An 18,206-nucleotide genomic window follows, 5' to 3' on the forward strand; every position below is an offset into this window, starting at 1 on the left:
GGTTTGTATGGTCCTCAGCGGATAGCGAACATCTTATCCACAGAAGCGCCAACAGAGATTGGGGGCAACTTATTCAGTTATCCAAGATAAAAAGCCCAGAAAATCCGTGACTTAGGCTGGTTGTTTTTTGATCGGAGAGCTGTAGGGCTTGATTGACGTGGGGTGCAGAGAGGGGCGAACACGTTATCCACAGTTCCGCCAACAGGGATTGTGGGTAAACACTCCCCCTCACCCCAGCCCTCTCCCTCCGGGAGAGGGAGCCGACCGAGGTGTATTGGAAAAGTGCAGCGACATGCGACTTTGCGGTGTCCTTAGCTTGGCCAAACCTGAGTTCGCGCAGATCTTTCAGGTCGATGTAACGCTTGAGCACGCCACCGTAGGTCCCCTCTCCCTCTGGGAGAGGGCTAGGGTGAGGGGCTTTTCAGCGAACCACACCTTCTTCAATCAGCAGCTTGAGGATCGCTTCAGCGCCAGCCTGTGCGGTAACACCTTTGAGCACCTGCCCACCGCCGCCACTGGCCTTGGCCGTCGCGGCCTTCATCCGGTCCGCCCCGCTTTTGGCCTTGATCACCTTCAAGCGTTTCGGCCGCGGCTTGGCCGCCTGCAAAGTAGCCACCGACAACAGTTCATCGTCCACCACTTCGACGTCGTCAGCCTGCAAGACCCCGCGCCGCGCCGGACCATAAGCACTCTGCCGAGGCTTCGGCGCAGCGTTATCCACAGTCGCCAGAAACGGCAGCTTCACCTTCAACCGGCGCCGCTGCCCACGCGGCAACGCTTGCAGCACCAGCGCCGAACCGTCATTGATCGACTCGACCTGCGCCAGCCCGACCACCAACGGCCAGCCCAGACCTTCCGCCAGCAGGAACGGCAACATCCCCGAACCTTCACCGGTTTCCGCCTGACTGCCGGTCAACACCACTTGCGCCCCGGCATCACGCAGATACGCGGTCAGCGCCGGCAAGGCATCAGCACCGGCGGGCTGTTCCAATACATGCATCTGCTCAAGACCCATGCCCAGATAGGCGCGCAACGCCGGTTCCGCGACGTCGCCGGCATGCAGCACTTGCAGGTTATCCCCAGCCAGTTGCAGGCCCAGTTCCACGGCGCGCGCGTCCTGGTCGGCGCGACGTGGCCGGCCCGAAGTCGGGTGGGCGCCGATGGAAACCAGACTGATAACTTTCGTGTTCATAGCGTTTCCTTAAGCCGCATCGCGCTTGGCTTCGTTGCGGTAAGCCGCGACCGCTTCGATCAGCGCTCGCAGAATCTCTGCGCTCTCGCCGATCACCGAGAGGTCGGCGCGCTTGATCATGTCGCAACCCGGATCGAGGTTGATTGCCACGACCTTGTCGCAGGCGCCGATGCCTTGCAGATGCTGGATTGCGCCGGAGATACCCACAGCCACATAAACCCGTGCGGTGACCCAGGTGCCTGACGCGCCGACCTGGCGATCACGGGCCATGAAGCCATCATCCACTGCAACGCGGGAAGCGCCTTCGGTAGCGCCTAGTGCCGCCGCCGTTTGGTGAAACAACTGCCAGTCCTTGACGCCGTTGCCGCCGGAGAAAATGAACTCCGCTTCGGCCATCGGAATCGCTGCCGGGTCCACCGCCACCGCACCGAGATCTTCGATCCGCGACAGGCTGCGCGCGACGCTTGTGGATAACTCCACCAGCAACGCTTCGTGGCGAGTTTCGCTGACCGGCTCGGCGCATTCGGCCGCAGCCAGAATCAATCGTGCGACGGGACGCGCGAGATCTTGCAGACCGGCGCCCGCGCGGCCAATGCACTCCTGATCCTTGACCTGCCAAACCCGCGTCGCCGGACGCTCGCCGAGTGCAGCGGCAAAGCGCCGCCCCAGTTCACCGCCACCACTGCGACTGTCCGGCAGCAGCCAGTGACGTGGGTTGAACTGGTTATCCACAGCGCGCAAGCCCTGCACGCGCTGTTCCGGTGCATAACCGCTGAACTCTTCACCCTCAAGCACCAGCAAGCGATCTACGCCAGCAGTCGCGAAAGCATTTTCCTTGTGCTCGCCAAAGACCACCGCCAACACCGCACCATCAGTGCCAGCGAGTTGATGGGCAAGGCCGAGCAAATCACGGTCGTGACTGCTCAAGCGGCCGCCGACCATGTCCGGCACCACGGTGATATAGAACGCCGGGGCTGGCACTTGATGCAGCGGCAGTTGCACCTCCACAGCAGCCGAACGTTTGACCGCCCCGCCCTGCTGCGCGCCGCTGCGGTCGATACGCTTGATGCCGTTGGGGCCGATAAAACCGATGCCGTGCAGATTCTTGCGGATGATGCCGTTGGGCCCCATCCAGCTGTGTTGCGCCGGTTGCATGGCCGCGTGCAGCGGGTGCAGGCGGTTACGCGCAATCCATTCGGCGCGTGGGTCGCGGCGGATAATGTCGCTCATCAGTGGGCCTCCGCAGGTTCACGTTTGGCCGGGGTGGCAGGCTTGTTCGGCGCGGCGTCTTCGAGCAGCGCGTCGGCCACCAGTTCGGCGATGTCCTTGATCAGCGGACGCGGTTCGACCACGCCTTCGAGCATCGCCGTGCACTGTGGACAACCCACCGCCACCAGTTCGGCGCCGGTCTCGCGGATGTCTTCCATGCGCATGTCGGGAATCCGCTGCTTGCCCGGAATGTCAGTGATCGGCGCCCCGCCACCGCCGCCGCAGCAGCGCGAGCGGAAGCCGGAACGTTGCATCTCTTTGACCTCGATACCGAGTGCACGCAGCACTTCACGCGGCGCTTCATATTCGCCGTTGTAGCGGCCGAGGTAGCACGGATCGTGATAGGTCACGCTGTTGCCTTTGTGCTGACCGAGATTGAGCGCGCCGGCCTGGATGATTTCCGCCATGTAAGTGCTGTGGTGTTGCACCAGGTAGTTGCCGTCGAACGCGCCGTACTCGTTTTTCAGCACGTGGAAGCTGTGCGGATCGCAAGTGACGATGCGGTTGAAGCTGTATTTGGCCAGAGTCTGGATGTTGCGTTTGGCGAGCAACTGGAAGGTCGCTTCATCGCCAAGACGCCGGGCGACGTCGCCGCTGTCACGCTCTTCGAGACCGAGTACGGCAAAGTCGATTTTCGCCGCTTTCAGCACTTTGACGAAGGCGCGCAGGGTGCGCTGATTGCGCATGTCGAAGGCACCGTCGCCGACCCAGAACAGCACGTCGGTGGATTTCTTTTCGCTGAGCAGATTGAGGTTCAAATCCGCCGCCCAGTTCATCCGCCCGCCCGGGGCAAAACCGCCCGGGTTGTCGGTGGCAATGAGGTTCTCGAGGACTTCAGCGCCCTTGTTCGGCGTCGCGCCTTTTTCCAGAGTCAGGTGACGGCGCATGTCGACGATGGCGTCGACATGTTCGATCATCATCGGGCATTCCTCGACGCAGGCACGGCAGGTGGTGCACGACCACAGGGTTTCGGCATCGACCAGACCGTTGACGATCGGTTGATGTGGATTACCGCTGTGTTCGCCCACTGGTTTGCCGGGATACGGGCTGCCGGCGAACTTCGCATCGGTGCCACCGGCGAGACCGACGACCATGTCCTGAATCAGCTTTTTCGGGTTCAGCGGCTGGCCGGCAGCAAAGGCCGGGCACGCCGCTTCGCATTTGCCGCACTGCACGCAGGCGTCAAAACCGAGCAACTGGTTCCAGGTGAAATCCTTGGGTTTCTCAACACCCAATGGTGCGCTCGGATCGTTCAGATCCAGCGGCTTCAAACCGGTGGAACGGCCGCCGCCAAAACGTTCGGCGCGACGGTGCCAAGCCAGATGCAGCGCACCGGCAAAGGCATGTTTCATCGGCCCGCCCCAAGTCATGCCGAAGAACAGTTCCGACACGCCCCACAGCACGCCAATTCCGAGGATGACCGCGAGCACCCAGCCGCCAAAGTTCTCCGGGAGGATTCCGGCCACTGGCAGGGTCAGCAGAAAGAACGACGCCGAGAACGCCAGCAGGCTTTTCGGCAGGCGCATCCACGGGCCTTTCGACAGCCGCGCCGGCGGATTGCGCCGACGCAGGTAAACGAAAATCGCGCCGACGAACATCACCGCCGTCATCAGCAGCAAGGCGTAACCGAGTATGCGGTTATGCAGGCCGAAACCGTGGACCAGCAGCGCCAGCACAATCGACGCCACCGCACCGCCCGCTGTCGCGACGTGGGTGTTGGCAATGTATTTGTCCCGCGCCACTACGTGGTGCAAATCGACCATGTAACGCTTGGGCATGGCCAACAGGCCGCCGATCAGATCGACCTTCGAGGCCCGGCCCCGGCGCCACATCGCTACCCGCCGCAACGCGCCGAGGACACCAAGGCCCAGAGCGGCGAACAACAGGATTGGAAGAAGGGTGTTCAACATGGTGAAGCTCCCACCAGTACAACCTGGAGAAACACGGCGTTCAATGATCGTTCCCACGCTCTGCGTGGGAATGCATGCCGGGACGCTCCGCGTCCCAAGCGGACGCAGAGCGTCCATTGCGGCATTCCCACGCAGAGCGTGGGAACGATCGGTTCACTAGCCCTTAGAAATCCTTGCAGAGCCGCAGGGCGTCATAGATCGCGGCGTGGGTGTTGCGCTGCGCCACGCAGTCGCCGATGCGGAACAACAAGTAGCCGTCGCCCGCCTCGCTCAGCGAAGGTTGTGGCTGGATCGCGAACAACGCCTCGACGTCGATCTGGCCCTTGTTGCGCGAACCCTCTTTGAGCGCGTAGTAGATTTCCTCATCCGGACGCACGCCGTTTTCCACCACCACCTGATCAACCACCCGCTCCTCTTTGGCGCCGGTGTATTCGTTCTCCAACACCGCGACCAGTTTGTCGCCTTCGCGGTAGACCTTCTCCAGCATCATGTCGCCGGTCATGATCACTTCTTTCGGGTACATGCTGCGGTAGTAGGTCGGGAACGACGTACCGCCGATGGCCACGCCCGGTTTGATATCGTCAGTGACGATCTCGACCTGGCTGCCTTTGTCGGCGAGGAAGTCAGCAACCGACATCCCGGTGAACTCGCAAATGGTGTCGTAGACCAGCACGTTCTTGCCCGGCGCAACCTTGCCGTCGAGCACGTCCCAGCTGCTGACCACCAGCCCTTCGGCGGCGCCCCAGTGCTCGTTCTGTTCCAGATACGGATGCCCGCCGACCGCCAGCACCACTACGTCCGGACGCAGGTCCATGATGGTGTCTGCGTCGGCCGCCGTGCCCAGGCGCAGATCGACTTTCAGTCGCGCCAGTTCCAGCTGGAACCAGCGGGTGATGCCGGCGATCTGGTCACGCTGCGGCGCTTTCGATGCGGTGGTGATCTGCCCGCCGATGAATTCCTTCTTCTCGAACAGGGTCACGTCGTGGCCACGCTCGGCGGCAACGCGGGCCGCTTCCATCCCGGCCGGGCCGGCACCGACGATCACAACCTTGCGTTTCGGACCGGTGGATTTCTCGATGATGTGCGGCACGCCCATGTACTCACGGGACGTTGCGGCGTTCTGGATGCACAACACGTCGAGGCCTTGATACTGGCGGTCGATGCAATAGTTGGCGCCGACGCACTGTTTGATCTGGTCGATCTGGCCCATCTTGATCTTGGCGATCAGGTGCGGGTCAGCGATGTGCGCGCGGGTCATGCCGACCATGTCGACGTAACCGCCCTCAAGAATCCGCGTGGCCTGGTTCGGGTCCTTGATGTTCTGTGCGTGCAGCACCGGCACTTTGACCACTTCCTTGATCCCGGCGGCCAGATGCAAGAACGGCTCCGGTGGATAACTCATGTTCGGAATCACGTTGGCCAAGGTGTTGTGGGTGTCACACCCCGAGCCGACGACGCCGATGAAATCGAGCATGCCGGTGTCGTCGTAATACTTGGCGATCTGCTTCATGTCTTCGTGGGACAGACCGTCCGGGTGGAACTCGTCACCGCAGATGCGCATGCCCACGCAGAAGTCGTCACCGACCTCGGCGCGCACGGCTTTCAGTACTTCCAGACCGAACTTCATCCGGCCTTCGAAGGTGCCGCCCCATTCGTCGGTACGCTTGTTGACGCGCGGGCTCCAGAACTGGTCGATCATGTGTTGGTGCACGGCTGACAGCTCAACGCCGTCGAGGCCACCGGCCTTGGCCCGGCGTGCGGCTTGGGCATAGTTGCCGATGACCCGCCAGATTTCTTCCGGCTCGATGGTTTTGCACGTGGCGCGGTGCACCGGTTCACGGATGCCAGACGGCGACATCAGGGTCGGCCAGTGGAAACCGTCCCAGCGCGAGCGCCGGCCCATGTGGGTAATCTGAATCATGATCTTGGCGCCGTGCTTGTGCATGGCGTCGGCCAGATTCTGGAAGTGCGGGATGATGCGGTCGGTCGACAGGTTGACCGAACTCCACCACTGCTGCGGGCTGTCGATGGCGACCACGGAGGAGCCGCCACAGATCGCCAGGCCGATGCCGCCCTTGGCTTTCTCTTCGTAATATTTGACGTAGCGCTCGGTGGTCATGCCACCGTCAGTCGCGTAGACCTCGGCGTGCGCGGTGCTGAGCACGCGGTTGCGGATGGTCAGTTTGCCGATCTGGATCGGCTGGAACATTGCTTCGAAAGCCATGGCGGGTTCCTCGACTTACAACGGCTTGACGGTGAACAGGCCGTCGTCGTGGCCTTCTTCGGAGCCACCGTAGACTTGCTCGGCGACGGTGCGGATGCTGCTGCCGCGTGCTTGCAGAATCTGGTCCATGGCCCCGGCAAACCAACCGGTGAACATGTAGTCGACCTTGCGCCCGACCTTGCCGTAGACGTAGACGAACGCCGAGTGTTCGAGCTTGACGCTGGCGGTGCCTTTGTCGAGGTCGATGTCCTGGATCTTGAACAGGCCCCAGCCGCGTTGCGACAGACGCTTCATGTAGTGCTCGAACACCGCGACGCCTTCCAGGCCGTGGCATTCAGCTTCCTTCTCGCACCAGTGCCAGGCGGATTTGTAGCCGGCCTTGTAGAGGATTTCGGCGTAGGCGTCAGCGCCCAGAACCTCTTCGATGCCCATGTGGTTGTTGACGAAGAAGTGCCGCGGTACGTAGAGCATTGGCAGGGCGTCGGAGGTCCAGACACCGGTCTCGCTGTCGACTTCGATTGGCAATTGCGGGGCGATCTTGGCCATGGAAACTTAACTCCAGAAAATTTTAGATTCAGTGTTGGCCGCGGCCCTCACCCCAGCCCTCTCCCAGAGGAAGAGGGAGCAGATCGGCGGCGGTCTTGAGAAAGCGTTACTCGCCCCAGACGTCTTTGAGGACGTTGACCCAGTTCTCGCCCATGATCTTGCGTACCACGCGCTCGGAATGGCCGCGCTTGAGCAGGGTTTCGGTCAGGTTCGGGAACTCGCCGACGGTGCGGATGCCCAGCGGGTTGATGATCTTGCCGAAACTGGTCAGACGGCGGGCGTAACCCTTGTCGTGGGTCAGGTATTCAAAGAAGTCCTGACCGTGGCCCTGGGTGAAGTCGGTGCCAATGCCGATGGCGTCTTCGCCGACGATGTTCATCACGTATTCGATCGCTTCGGCGTAATCGTCGATGGTCGAATCGATGCCCTTGGCGAGGAACGGCGCGAACATGGTCACGCCGACGAAACCGCCGTGATCAGCGATGAACTTGAGTTCCTCATCGGACTTGTTGCGCGGGTGCTCTTTGAGACCCGACGGCAGGCAGTGGGAATAGCAAACCGGTTTTTTCGATTCGAGGATGACTTCTTCGGAAGTCTTGGAACCGACGTGGGACAGGTCGCACATGACGCCAACACGGTTCATTTCAGCCACGATTTCGCGACCGAAGCCCGAGAGGCCGCCGTCACGCTCGTAGCAACCGGTGCCGACCAGGTTCTGGGTGTTGTAGCACATCTGCACGATGCCGACGCCGAGCTGCTTGAACACTTCGACATAGCCGATCTGGTCTTCAAACGCGTGGGCATTCTGGAAGCCGAAGAGGATGCCGGTCTTGCCTTGTTCTTTAGCGCGACGGATGTCAGCAGTGGTGCGCACCGGCATGACCAGGTCGCTGTTGTCGCGGATCAGCTTCTGGCTGGCAGCAATATTGTTCACGGTCGCCTGAAAGCCTTCCCACACCGACACAGTGCAGTTGGCTGCCGTCAGACCGCCCTTGCGCATGTCTTCGAACAGCTCGCGGTTCCATTTGGCAATGATCAGACCGTCGATAACGATGCTGTCGGCGTGTAATTCGGCTGGGCTCATCAGGCGTCCCCTTATTGGCGATTCATGCGCCGAATCGTCTGCCGGCGCTTTGGGGCCAGCATATGCCTCGGTGCCGGGGCGACCGGGTGCAAAAACGACAGGGGAATTGCCGAAAGCGTCAATCCGCGACAAAGGGTCGCCAGACGCTCCGATCAGCTACCTGTTCAAGCCCGCAAGCTTGAGCCAGAATCTCCGGCATCTTCGAAACACCACTGGATTAGAGCGGCGACAACAATGAAATCGATCTTCCTGGCTTTGGCTTTGATTGCGACCGGCGTACACGCCGCCGAAGAGTCCGACAACAACCCGTGCGACGCCGTCGAAAACGACGTCCAGACCCTGGAATGCTCGACCTACAGCCGCAGCACCGCCGAAGACCTGCTCAAGGACAACTACGCCAGCCTGACCGAACGCATGCAGACCGCGTACGGCAAAAACGCGACGCAACTGGCGGATATCACCGCCAAACTTAAAACCGCCCAGCAGCAGTGGCTGAAGACGCGGGATGCGGATTGCGCGGTGGAAGCGTTCCCGGCGACGGCGGGGAGCAAGGCGTTCACGATTGCGCAGAATGACTGCGTGGCGCGGATGAGTGATGAACGGTCGGAGTTTTTGGAGTCGATTGGGCAGGAATAGTCCTCAAAATTTGAAGGAAAATTGGCACTGCTTTCTGCAATTGCCTCGTGAATCTCTTCTTCTTACGGCACATGCCGACTTCGCCTACACCTATTGCGTGAAAGCCCCGATCTACGGGCGCTTCACGCAATATCCTGACAACTGTTCTTGATTGGCCACCTTAAAAATATAAGCAAAGATTCGCGAATCTTATAAAAGACTTATATTCTTCCATGAACAGCATCCACTGGACACGAAAGGCCGTTAAGCAACTCTTGAAATTGCACTCTGTGCATCAGGTACAGGTTCGAGATGCCGTTACGGCGCTTGCCGACATGCCTGATGTGGGCAATGTCAAAGCACTGATTGGCCATGACTACTCCTACCGCCTGCGTGTCGGTAATTATCGAGTCATGTTCGACTGGGATGGCGCAATCAAAGTGGTCAGTATTCAAGAGGTCAAGAAACGCGATGAACGCACCTACTGACATCCAAATCATTAATGACGCCGAGGGCAAACCAGCCTTTGTGGTCATTCCATACGCACAATATGTCGCGCAGAAAATGCAGCCCGATCTGATCCCGCATGAGGTGGTCGGTCGAATGGTCGACGGAGCGACACCGATCCGTGCCTGGCGCGAACACCTCAACCTGACTCAGGAAGAAGTCGCCAAACGCATGGGTATTTCGCAACCGGCGTTTGCTCAACAGGAAACGGTGTCCAAGCCACGTAAAGCGACACGCGAGAAAATTGCGTCGGCGTTCGGGATCACCGCCAATCAGCTTGAGCTGTAAGCTGCCCCCTTCACTTCAAGGAATTCCCCATGAACATCTGCGGCATCGAAATCAAAGGCAGCGAAGCGATTATCGCCGTGGCCGCTCTCGACGGTTCGGCCTTGAGCCACGTTCCCCTTGCCACCAAAAAGATCGCCCTCGAAGACGATGACGAGGCGGCCAACGTAAAGCTGTTCGCGGCGCAGGTGGCGTCGTTTGTGCGGGAGAACTCGGTTGATCGGATTGCGATCAAGAAACGCAGCAAGAAGGGTGAGTTTGCCGGCGGGCCGACGACGTTCAAGATTGAGGGGATTTTGCAGTTGCTGGATGGTTGCGAGGTGACGTTGTTGTCGCCGCAGACGATCAATGCGCAGGCGAAGAAGCATAATTTCGAGCTGCCGGGGACGCTGAACAAGTATCAGCATGAGGCTTACAAGGCAGCGTGTTCGGCGTTGCTGAAGAAGTAAGCGTTTTTCAGACAATGAAGATCCCAATGTGGGAGCGAGCCTGCTCGCGAAAGCGGTGGATCAGTCAATCCTGTATTGACTGACACGCCGTCTTCGCGAGCAGGCTCGCTCCCACATTGGTTTTGGGTGCATCCATTCAGGCCTGGGCGGTACGCCGGTCTTCGCGAGGGCAGCGGGCGAAGCGGGCGCGGTAACTGCGGGTGAAGTAGGACGGGGACTCGAAGCCGCAGGCGATGCTCACTTCCAGCACGCTCATGTCGGTCTGGCGCAGTAACTGGCGGGCTTTCTCCAGGCGCAGACGCAGATAGAAATTGCTCGGCGTATCGTTCAAGTGCAGCCGAAACAAGCGCTCCAATTGCCGCCGCGTCACCTTGACCGATTCCGCCAGTTGCAGCGTGGTCAGCGGCGGTTCGCTGTGCTGCTCCATCTCGCCGATCACCTGCACCAATTTCTTGTTACTGATGCCGTAGCGTGTGGCGACTTCCATGCGCTGGTGGTCTTTGCGCGGACGGATGCGCCCCAGTACAAACTGCTCGCTGACCTGAATCGCCAGCTGCGGGCCGTGGGCCTGGGCGATCAGATCGAGCATTAAGTCGATGGAAGCCGTGCCTCCCGCCGAGGTGATGCGCCGGCGGTCGATCTCGAACAGCTCTTGGGTCACGCTGAGCTGTGGATAAGATTCCTTGAACGCGTCGATGGCTTCCCAGTGCAGGGTCAGGCGATGGCCATCGAGCAGGCCCGCCTCGGCAAGGACAAAGCTGCCGGTGTCGATGGCGCCGAGTGTCACGCCTTCGTTGTCCAGCCGCCGCAACCAGTGTTCAAGGATTGGCGTGGCGAACTTCAGCGGTTCAAACCCGGCCACCACCAGCAGCGTCGCGCCTTTCTTCAGCGGTTCAAGCGCCGCGTCGGCGTTGACCGACATGCCATTGCTCGCCAGCACCGCCCCGCCGTCGGCGCTGAGCACATGCCAGCGATACAACTCGCCACGAAAGCGGTTGGCCACGCGCAGCGGTTCAATTGCAGAGATAAAGCCAATGGCGGAGAACCCCGGCATCAGCAAGAAATAGAAATCCTGGGACATGTGCGCCCTCGGTCGGCGGGTAGCGTGGATCGTTGATACGCCGATTGTCGTCGGCGTTCAAGCGCACAGGTCGCTACAGTGCAAATGCCAGTCGCCGCAGTGCGCTTTCACGGGCGCGTTGCTGCGTAACTTTGCATCACCGGCGCGTCAGACGCCGGGAACCACAATAAACGACCTGCCGAGGAACCCGACATGAAACGACTGATCAGCAGCTGTGTTCTTGCATTCAGCGGTACCGCTTTCTTCAGCGCCAGCGTCATGGCGGCCGAACCCGCCTCATGCCAGAACGTGCGCATGGGCGTAGTCAACTGGACCGACGTGATCGCCACCAGTGCCATGACCCAGGTCCTGCTCGACGGCCTCGGCTACAACACCAAACAAACCAGCGCTTCCCAGCAAATTATCTTCGCCGGGATCCGCGATCAGCGCCTGGACCTGTTCCTCGGTTACTGGAACCCGTTGATGACCCAGACCATTACCCCGTTCGTCGACGCCAATCAGGTCAAAGTCCTCGAAGCGCCGAGCCTGAAAGACGCCCGCGCCACCCTCGCCGTGCCGACTTACCTGGCGGACAAAGGCCTGAAAACCTTCGCCGACATCGCCAAGTTCGAAAAAGAACTGGGCGGCAAGATCTACGGCATCGAACCCGGTTCCGGCGCCAACACCCAGATCAAGGCAATGATCGCCAAGAACCAGTTCGGTCTCGGCAAGTTCCAGTTGGTCGAATCCAGCGAAGCCGGGATGCTCGCTGCCGTCGACCGCGCCGTGCGCCGCAAAGAGGCCGTGGTGTTCTTCGGCTGGGCGCCGCACCCGATGAACGTCAACGTCAATATGACCTATCTGACCGGCAGCGACGGCGCCCTCGGCCCGAACGAAGGCATGGCCACCGTGTGGACCGTCACCGCGCCGAAATACGCCGAACAGTGCCCGAACATTGGTCGCCTGCTGACCAACCTGACGTTCACCGCCGAGGACGAGAGCCGGATGATGCAGCCGCTGCTCGATCACAAGGATGCTTTCGAATCGGCCAAGCAATGGCTCAAGGATCACCCCGAAGACAAGCAGCGCTGGCTTGAGGGTGTGACCACGTTCGATGGCAAACCGGCCGCTGAAAACCTCCAGCTGACCAGCAAATAACCCTCTATTGAAAAACCCGCTCTCCCAGATGGGAGAGGCAAATGAACCACGCTTCGCAGCCCCGAACAGGGCTGCGGACAGACCCATCACGCCTGAAGGAAACCGCACCATGAACCACGACGTCATCATCACCTGCGCACTCACCGGTGCTGGCGACACGACCGCCAAGAGCCCACACGTGCCGGTCACTCCGAAACAGATCGCTGCGGCGGCTGTGGAAGCGGCCAAGGCCGGCGCCACGGTTGTGCACTGCCATGTGCGCGATCCGCAGACCGGCAAGTTCAGCCGCGACGTGGCGCTGTACCGCGAAGTGATGGAGCGCATTCGCGAGGCCGACGTCGACATCATCGTCAACCTCACCGCCGGCATGGGCGGCGATCTGGAGATCGGCGCCGGCGAGAACCCGATGGAGTTTGGCCCGAACACCGATCTGGTCGGCCCGCTGACCCGTCTCGCCCACGTTGAAGAGTTGCTGCCGGAAATCTGCACCCTCGATTGCGGCACGCTGAACTTCGGCGATGGCGACACCATTTACGTCTCGACCCCGGCGCAATTGCGCGCCGGCGCCAAGCGCATCACCGAGCTGGGCGTGAAAGCCGAGCTGGAAATTTTCGACACCGGTCACCTGTGGTTCGCCAAGCAGATGATCAAGGAAGGTTTGCTCGATAACCCGCTGTTCCAGTTATGCCTGGGCATTCCGTGGGGCGCCCCGGCGGACACCACCACCATGAAAGCCATGGTCGATAACTTGCCGGCGGATGCGGTGTGGGCCGGGTTCGGGATTGGCCGGATGCAGATGCCAATGGCGGCGCAAGCGGTGCTGCTCGGCGGCAACGTGCGGGTCGGGCTGGAAGACAACCTGTGGCTGGACAAAGGTGTGCTGGCGACCAATGGCCAACTGGTCGAGCGCGCCACAGAAATCCTCAGCCGCCTCGGCGCGCGCGTGCTGACCCCGGCAGAGGGCCGCAAAAAGATGGGCCTGACCCAGCGCGGTTAACCCTCAGCTCAAAAAACGGGGCTCTGACTGCCCCCCAAATTTCATCTGTAGGAGCTGCCGAAGGCTGCGATCTTTTGATTTTGTTTCTCAAGATCAAGATCAAAAGATCGCAGCCTTCGGCAGCTCCTACAGGGATTACTTTCCACGGGAAAATTCCTATGAGCTTTATCACCGAAATCAAAACCTTCGCCGCGCTGGGCAGCGGTGTCATCGGCAGCGGCTGGGTAGCCCGTGCCCTCGCCCATGGCCTCGACGTGGTGGCCTGGGACCCGGCACCGGGCGCCGAAGCGGCACTGCGCAAACGCGTGGCCAATGCCTGGGGCGCGCTGGAGAAAAACGGTCTGGCGCCGGGCGCTTCGCAGGATCGTCTGCGCTTCGTCGCGACCATCGAAGAATGCGTGCGCGATGCCGACTTCATTCAGGAAAGCGCCCCGGAACGTCTGGAGCTGAAACTTGATCTGCACAGCAAAATCAGTGCGGCAGCCAAGCCGAATGCGTTGATCGGCTCAAGCACTTCGGGCTTGTTACCGAGCGAGTTCTATGAGAGTTCGACGCATCCGGAACGCTGCGTGGTCGGCCACCCGTTCAACCCGGTTTATCTGTTGCCGCTGGTGGAAGTGGTCGGTGGCAAGAACACCGCGCCGGAAGGTGTGCAGGCGGCCATGAAGGTTTATGAGTCCCTCGGCATGCGCCCGTTGCATGTACGCAAGGAAGTGCCCGGTTTTATCGCCGACCGCTTGCTCGAAGCGCTGTGGCGTGAGGCATTGCACTTGGTTAACGACGGTGTCGCGACCACTGGCGAGATCGATGATGCGATCCGTTTTGGCGCCGGGTTGCGCTGGTCGTTCATGGGTACGTTCCTCACTTACACGCTGGCTGGGGGTGACGCAGGCATGCGCCACTTCATGTCGCAATTCGGCCCGGCGTTGCAGTTGCCGTGGACGTATCTGCCGGCGCCGGAGCTGACTGCCAAGTTGATTGATGATGTGGTCGATGGCACCAGTGATCAGCTCGGTCGTCACAGCATTTCGGCGCTGGAGCGCTATCGTGATGATTGCTTGCTGGCGGTGCTGGAGGCGGTGAAGAGCACCAAGGAGAAGCATGGGATGAGTTTTAGCGAGTGATGGGGCTGGCATGACATCGCGGCCCTCACCCTAGCCCTCTCCCGGGGGGAGAGGGAACTGACCGTGGTGTTTTTGCGAGCTACGCCGATTTGCACTACTGAGTCGAACTCAAGACTTGAAAGACTTGAAGATCTGCTCCCTTTCCCCCTCGCCCCCCTTGGGGGAGAGGGCTGGGGTGAGGGGGTAGCTCTTGATCTTAACGACCCGCCAACTGCCGGAACCCAAACCATGCCCCACCTCACCACCTACCAAACCAAAGTCATCCCCGACTGGGTCGACTACAACGGCCACCTGCGCGACGCCTTCTACCTGCTGATTTTCAGCTACGCCACCGACGCCCTGATGGACCGCCTCGGCATGGACAGCAACCACCGCGAAGCCAGCGGCCACTCGCTGTTCACCCTCGAACTGCACCTCAATTATCTGCACGAAGTGAAGCTCGACACCGAGGTCGAAGTGCACACGCAAATCATCGGTCACGACAGCAAACGTCTGCACCTCTATCACAGCCTGCACAAGGTCGGTGATGCGCAAGAGCTGGCCGGCAACGAACAGATGCTGCTGCACGTCGACCTCGCCGGCCCGCGCTCGGCGCTGTTCAGCCCGGACACCTTGAACCGCCTGCAAGACATCATCGCCGAGCAGAAAGACTTGCCCGCTCCCGCTTACATCGGCCGCGTCATCGCGCTGCCACCTGCAAGGTAAATCCATCAATCGCAAGGAGCCGCTATGAACACCGCTGCCGCTGTTGCCGATTTCCGTACTTATCCGTTGATCAGCGCGCTAAGCGGCGTGCAGACCCTGGCGGATCGCGTTGCCATCGCCTGGGCTGACGGTCGCGTCAGCCCGTTTCACCATGTCTGGTTGCGGGACAATTGCCCGTGCCCGAAGTGCGTCTACAACGTCACCCGCGAACAGGTGTTCGAGATTGTCGACGCCGCTGAAGACCTCAAGCCTGTCGCCGCGCATATCGATACTGACGGCTGCCTGCGCATTGACTGGCAGGACGGCCACCTCAGCCGCTTCGATCCCGGTTGGTTACGCGCACACGCCTACGACGATGATTCCCGCGCCGAACGTCTGGCGGGAAAACCCAAGTCTTACCTGTGGCACAGCGATTTGCAGTTGCCGGTGTTCGACTATTCGGCACTGATGAACGACAACGCCACCCTGCTGCAATGGATGATCGCCATTCGCGACATTGGCCTGACGCAGGTGCGCGGTGTGCCCACTGAACCCGGCTCGCTGAAACTCATCGCGCAGCGCATTTCATTCATCCGCGAGAGCAACTTCGGCGTGCTGTTCAACGTGCAATCCAAAGCCGATGCCGACAGCAATGCCTACACCGCTTTCAACCTGCCCTTGCACACGGATCTGCCAACTCGCGAGCTGCAACCGGGGCTGCAATTTCTGCATTGCCTGGTAAACGCCGCCGAGGGTGGCGAGAGTATTTTTGTCGATGGCTTTGCGATTGCCGATGCGTTGCGCAGTGAAGACCCGGCGTCGTTTCAGGCCTTGTGTGAAATCCCGGTGGAGTTTCGCAACAAGGACCGCCACAGCGACTATCGCTGCCTGGCGCCGATCATTGCGTTGGATGCCTTGGGACGCGTGACGGAGATTCGTATGGCGAACTTTCTGCGCGGCGCATTTGATACGTCGGTGGAGCAGATGCCGGTGCTGTATCGGGCTTATCGGCGGTTTATTGCGATGACCCGTGAGCCACGGTTTCGGCTCATGCAAAGGCTCAATCCCGGTGAGCTTTGGTGCTTCGATAACCGCCGCACCTTGCATGCGCGCAATGCGTTTGACCCGGCGACCGGGGCACGGCATTTTCAGGGTTGCTATGTCGATCGGGATGAGTTGTTGTCGCGGATTCTGGTGTTGCAGCGCTAGACCATAAAAAGATCGCAGCCTTCGGCAGCTCCTACAGGGAAATGCATTCCAATGTAGGAGCTGCCGAAGGCTGCGATCTTTGCTTTTCAGCAGGCAAAAAAAGCCCCGATACCAGCCGTGACTGGATCGGGGCTCAAGCTACTGTTGAGGAGCTGCCGTGCGAGGGTGACCAAACCTTCGTGTTGCAAGCTGAGTTCAGTGTGCCCACTCCCTTGAGCGGCAAGTTAGCCGAAAACGACCTGTTCATAGCCGTCGCAGCCACTGCGACAAAACGCCCTTGCCGTGCCCCGGCGTGGCTACCAGAATCGAGCCACGACCTCCGTTATTGAAGAAGGATGCGCGTCATGATGTATGCCGATTTGATCGATCAGGAAGATTTGTTGGGCCAGCTCAAGGCGTTGGGTATTCAAGTACCCAGTGGCACGACCGCCGATCAGGCCTGCGAGTGCGCGGTGCGCGGTCTGGATAATGTGCGCGCGTTTGAACTGCGCAAGATGGTCAAGGACATGTACACCAGCGGCGCCAGCATCCAGCCGGCGGTGCGGCAGGCGATCGACAAGCAGTTGTTGCCGGCATTGGCGGACTACCAGCAAAGCCATAGCGCCTGATGTTGCTCACCTGATCGTTCCCACGCTCCGCGTGGGAATGCCTCAACGGACGCTCCGCGTTCGGCCTCTTGGGACGCAGAGCGTCCCGGGCTGCGTTCCCACGCAGAGCGTGGGAACGATCCTCATCAGAGCCTTACGCTGGCAAACGTCGACTCATTGCGCGCCTGACTCAACGCCGACATCGGCCCCGACAGCGGCGACATCACAATCGCCTGCGGCAGCGGCAGCATCGCCACTTGCTGGGTGGTGTTGGAACCTACGCGCTCGTCACGCGGCGGAATGCCGAAGTATTCGCGGTAGCACTTGGAGAAGTGCGGCGTCGAGACGAAACCACACACCGACGCCACTTCGATGATCGACATCGGCGTTTGCTTGAGCAATTGCCGGGCGCGGATCAGGCGCAGCTTCAAGTAGTAACGCGACGGCGAGCAGTGCAGGTATTTCTGGAACAACCGCTCCAGCTGTCGACGCGACACAGCGACGTACACCGCCAATTCATCGAGGTCGATCGGCTCTTCGAGGTTGGCTTCCATCAGCGCGACGATTTCCTGCAGCTTCGGCTGATTGGTGCCGAGCATGTGCTTGAGCGGCACACGCTGGTGATCTTGTTCATTGCGGATACGTTCGTAGACGAACATTTCCGAGATCGCGGCGGACAGCTCACGACCATGATCGCGGCTGATCAGGTGCAGCATCATGTCCAGCGGCGCGGTGCCGCCGGAGCTGGTGAAACGGTTACGGTCGAGGGTGAACAAGCGAGTGCTCATGGCCACGCGCGGGAAAGCTTCCTGCATCGCCGCCAGACATTCCCAGTGCACGCTGCAATCGAAACCGTCGAGCAGGCCAGCGCAGGCCAGCGCCCAACTGCCGGTGCACACGGCGCCAAGGCGCTTGGACTGGCGCGCCTGGCTTTGCAGCCAGGAAACGTGTTCACGGGTCACGGTACGCTGAATGCCGATACCGCCGCAGACAATCACGGTGTCCAGCGGTGGCGCTTTGTGCATGGACGCGTCGGGAGTGATTTGCAGACCGTCACTGGCCCACACCTGGCCGCCATCGACGGTGAGGGTGCTCCAGCGATACAGCTCGCGACCGGACAATTGGTTGGCCATGCGTAGAGGTTCTACTGCGGAGGCCAGAGAAATCAGCGTGAAATTGTCCAGCAGCAGAAAGCCGATGGATTGAGGCGCACGGTTCTGGGGTTGGGCCCCGGAGTTGAACGACGTCATCGCGGTATCTCCTCACACAAAGCGGGTGATGGCCTCAGGCGGAGGCTCTTGTTATT

Annotated in this window: 18 protein-coding genes; 10 read left to right on the plus strand and 8 right to left on the minus strand. The window is 60.6% G+C overall.

Features of this window, described 5'->3' with window-relative positions; genetic code table 11:
- Positions 1–421: 421 nt before the first annotated feature.
- The 6 genes from ACM6IN_RS05905 to ACM6IN_RS05930 all read right to left on the minus strand — a co-directional run bounded on the left by ACM6IN_RS05905 (position 422) and on the right by ACM6IN_RS05930 (position 8,225).
- Complete coding sequence (locus ACM6IN_RS05905) at positions 422–1,192, minus strand: electron transfer flavoprotein subunit beta (RefSeq protein ID WP_150793274.1); 771 nt, start codon at positions 1,190–1,192, stop codon at positions 422–424.
- 9 nt (positions 1,193–1,201) lie between these two features.
- A complete protein-coding gene (locus ACM6IN_RS05910; protein ID WP_414915584.1) occupies positions 1,202–2,422 on the minus strand; it encodes an electron transfer flavoprotein subunit alpha/FixB family protein in 1,221 nt (406 codons plus the stop codon).
- A complete protein-coding gene (gene dgcB, locus ACM6IN_RS05915; protein ID WP_095112750.1) occupies positions 2,422–4,371 on the minus strand; it encodes a dimethylglycine demethylation protein DgcB in 1,950 nt (649 codons plus the stop codon). Before dgcB ends, ACM6IN_RS05910 begins: the two co-directional genes overlap by 1 nt.
- A 163-nt stretch (positions 4,372–4,534) precedes the next feature.
- Positions 4,535–6,595: a dimethylglycine demethylation protein DgcA gene (gene dgcA, locus ACM6IN_RS05920; RefSeq protein ID WP_007911244.1), complete on the minus strand. Its 2,061-nt coding sequence runs from the start codon at positions 6,593–6,595 to the stop codon at positions 4,535–4,537.
- 15 nt (positions 6,596–6,610) lie between these two features.
- A complete protein-coding gene (locus ACM6IN_RS05925; protein WP_007907543.1) occupies positions 6,611–7,141 on the minus strand; it encodes a DUF5943 domain-containing protein in 531 nt (176 codons plus the stop codon).
- A 106-nt stretch (positions 7,142–7,247) separates the two neighbouring features.
- On the minus strand, positions 7,248–8,225 hold the full coding sequence (locus tag ACM6IN_RS05930; protein ID WP_095112751.1) for a dipeptidase: 978 nt from the start codon (positions 8,223–8,225) through the stop codon (positions 7,248–7,250).
- Between the two features lie 234 nt (positions 8,226–8,459).
- On the opposite strand from ACM6IN_RS05930, the gene ACM6IN_RS05935 reads away from it, so the two are divergent.
- The 4 genes from ACM6IN_RS05935 (at position 8,460) to ACM6IN_RS05950 (ending at position 10,081) form a co-directional block, all read left to right on the plus strand.
- Positions 8,460–8,861: a lysozyme inhibitor LprI family protein gene (locus tag ACM6IN_RS05935; RefSeq protein ID WP_007911252.1), complete on the plus strand. Its 402-nt coding sequence runs from the start codon at positions 8,460–8,462 to the stop codon at positions 8,859–8,861.
- A gap of 212 nt (positions 8,862–9,073) precedes the next feature.
- On the plus strand, positions 9,074–9,328 hold the full coding sequence (locus tag ACM6IN_RS05940) for a type II toxin-antitoxin system RelE family toxin (RefSeq protein WP_007911254.1): 255 nt from the start codon (positions 9,074–9,076) through the stop codon (positions 9,326–9,328).
- Positions 9,312–9,635 (plus strand): helix-turn-helix transcriptional regulator, encoded by a 324-nt coding sequence (locus tag ACM6IN_RS05945; RefSeq protein ID WP_311997004.1) that lies wholly within the window; start codon positions 9,312–9,314, stop codon positions 9,633–9,635. The genes ACM6IN_RS05940 and ACM6IN_RS05945 overlap by 17 nt, the downstream gene beginning before the upstream one ends.
- 29 nt (positions 9,636–9,664) lie before the next feature.
- Positions 9,665–10,081, plus strand: a complete 417-nt coding sequence (locus ACM6IN_RS05950) for a DUF3010 family protein (protein ID WP_414915585.1) — start codon at positions 9,665–9,667, stop codon at positions 10,079–10,081.
- 136 nt (positions 10,082–10,217) lie between these two features.
- Here the strand turns inward: ACM6IN_RS05950 and ACM6IN_RS05955 are convergent, their stop codons facing one another.
- A complete protein-coding gene (locus tag ACM6IN_RS05955) occupies positions 10,218–11,162 on the minus strand; it encodes a GlxA family transcriptional regulator (protein WP_414915586.1) in 945 nt (314 codons plus the stop codon).
- Between the two features lie 192 nt (positions 11,163–11,354).
- Between ACM6IN_RS05955 and choX the strand changes: the two genes are divergently transcribed.
- The 6 genes from choX to ACM6IN_RS05985 all read left to right on the plus strand — a co-directional run bounded on the left by choX (position 11,355) and on the right by ACM6IN_RS05985 (position 16,921).
- Positions 11,355–12,299 carry a choline ABC transporter substrate-binding protein gene (choX, locus tag ACM6IN_RS05960; RefSeq protein WP_414915587.1) on the plus strand — a complete coding sequence of 315 codons (945 nt, stop codon included), beginning with the start codon at positions 11,355–11,357 and terminating at the stop codon, positions 12,297–12,299.
- 109 nt (positions 12,300–12,408) lie between these two features.
- A complete protein-coding gene (locus ACM6IN_RS05965) occupies positions 12,409–13,296 on the plus strand; it encodes a 3-keto-5-aminohexanoate cleavage protein (protein ID WP_016983621.1) in 888 nt (295 codons plus the stop codon).
- Positions 13,297–13,454: 158 nt separating this feature from the next.
- Entirely contained in the window at positions 13,455–14,420 is a 966-nt protein-coding gene (locus tag ACM6IN_RS05970; protein ID WP_414915588.1) for an L-carnitine dehydrogenase, read from the plus strand.
- Between the two features lie 228 nt (positions 14,421–14,648).
- Positions 14,649–15,125, plus strand: coding sequence for a thioesterase family protein (locus tag ACM6IN_RS05975; RefSeq protein WP_414915589.1), 477 nt, complete (start codon positions 14,649–14,651; stop codon positions 15,123–15,125).
- Positions 15,126–15,149: 24 nt separating this feature from the next.
- Positions 15,150–16,313 carry a gamma-butyrobetaine dioxygenase gene (locus tag ACM6IN_RS05980; RefSeq protein ID WP_414915590.1) on the plus strand — a complete coding sequence of 388 codons (1,164 nt, stop codon included), beginning with the start codon at positions 15,150–15,152 and terminating at the stop codon, positions 16,311–16,313.
- Positions 16,314–16,657: 344 nt separating this feature from the next.
- The gene (locus tag ACM6IN_RS05985) at positions 16,658–16,921 is read left to right on the plus strand and encodes a hypothetical protein (protein ID WP_016983943.1); all 264 of its coding nucleotides are present in this window, start codon (positions 16,658–16,660) and stop codon (positions 16,919–16,921) included.
- A 125-nt stretch (positions 16,922–17,046) separates the two neighbouring features.
- On the opposite strand, the gene ACM6IN_RS05990 is transcribed toward ACM6IN_RS05985, so the two are convergent.
- Positions 17,047–18,150: a GlxA family transcriptional regulator gene (locus tag ACM6IN_RS05990; RefSeq protein WP_007949927.1), complete on the minus strand. Its 1,104-nt coding sequence runs from the start codon at positions 18,148–18,150 to the stop codon at positions 17,047–17,049.
- Positions 18,151–18,206 lie beyond the last annotated feature (56 nt).

The sequence above is a fragment of the Pseudomonas sp. IT-P395 genome (genome assembly GCF_949767675.1).
Classification (GTDB): domain Bacteria; phylum Pseudomonadota; class Gammaproteobacteria; order Pseudomonadales; family Pseudomonadaceae; genus Aquipseudomonas.

Coding starts and splice junctions, on each gene's coding strand:
- ACM6IN_RS05905 (WP_150793274.1), bottom strand. CDS start 1,192: ATGAACACGAAAGTTATCAGTCTGGTTTCCATCGGCGCCCACCCGACT.
- ACM6IN_RS05910 (WP_414915584.1), bottom strand. CDS start 2,422: ATGAGCGACATTATCCGCCGCGACCCACGCGCCGAATGGATTGCGCGT.
- dgcB (WP_095112750.1), bottom strand. CDS start 4,371: ATGTTGAACACCCTTCTTCCAATCCTGTTGTTCGCCGCTCTGGGCCTT.
- dgcA (WP_007911244.1), bottom strand. CDS start 6,595: ATGGCTTTCGAAGCAATGTTCCAGCCGATCCAGATCGGCAAACTGACC.
- ACM6IN_RS05925 (WP_007907543.1), bottom strand. CDS start 7,141: ATGGCCAAGATCGCCCCGCAATTGCCAATCGAAGTCGACAGCGAGACC.
- ACM6IN_RS05930 (WP_095112751.1), bottom strand. CDS start 8,225: ATGAGCCCAGCCGAATTACACGCCGACAGCATCGTTATCGACGGTCTG.
- ACM6IN_RS05935 (WP_007911252.1), top strand. CDS start 8,460: ATGAAATCGATCTTCCTGGCTTTGGCTTTGATTGCGACCGGCGTACAC.
- ACM6IN_RS05940 (WP_007911254.1), top strand. CDS start 9,074: ATGAACAGCATCCACTGGACACGAAAGGCCGTTAAGCAACTCTTGAAA.
- ACM6IN_RS05945 (WP_311997004.1), top strand. CDS start 9,312: ATGAACGCACCTACTGACATCCAAATCATTAATGACGCCGAGGGCAAA.
- ACM6IN_RS05950 (WP_414915585.1), top strand. CDS start 9,665: ATGAACATCTGCGGCATCGAAATCAAAGGCAGCGAAGCGATTATCGCC.
- ACM6IN_RS05955 (WP_414915586.1), bottom strand. CDS start 11,162: ATGTCCCAGGATTTCTATTTCTTGCTGATGCCGGGGTTCTCCGCCATT.
- choX (WP_414915587.1), top strand. CDS start 11,355: ATGAAACGACTGATCAGCAGCTGTGTTCTTGCATTCAGCGGTACCGCT.
- ACM6IN_RS05965 (WP_016983621.1), top strand. CDS start 12,409: ATGAACCACGACGTCATCATCACCTGCGCACTCACCGGTGCTGGCGAC.
- ACM6IN_RS05970 (WP_414915588.1), top strand. CDS start 13,455: ATGAGCTTTATCACCGAAATCAAAACCTTCGCCGCGCTGGGCAGCGGT.
- ACM6IN_RS05975 (WP_414915589.1), top strand. CDS start 14,649: ATGCCCCACCTCACCACCTACCAAACCAAAGTCATCCCCGACTGGGTC.
- ACM6IN_RS05980 (WP_414915590.1), top strand. CDS start 15,150: ATGAACACCGCTGCCGCTGTTGCCGATTTCCGTACTTATCCGTTGATC.
- ACM6IN_RS05985 (WP_016983943.1), top strand. CDS start 16,658: ATGATGTATGCCGATTTGATCGATCAGGAAGATTTGTTGGGCCAGCTC.
- ACM6IN_RS05990 (WP_007949927.1), bottom strand. CDS start 18,150: ATGACGTCGTTCAACTCCGGGGCCCAACCCCAGAACCGTGCGCCTCAA.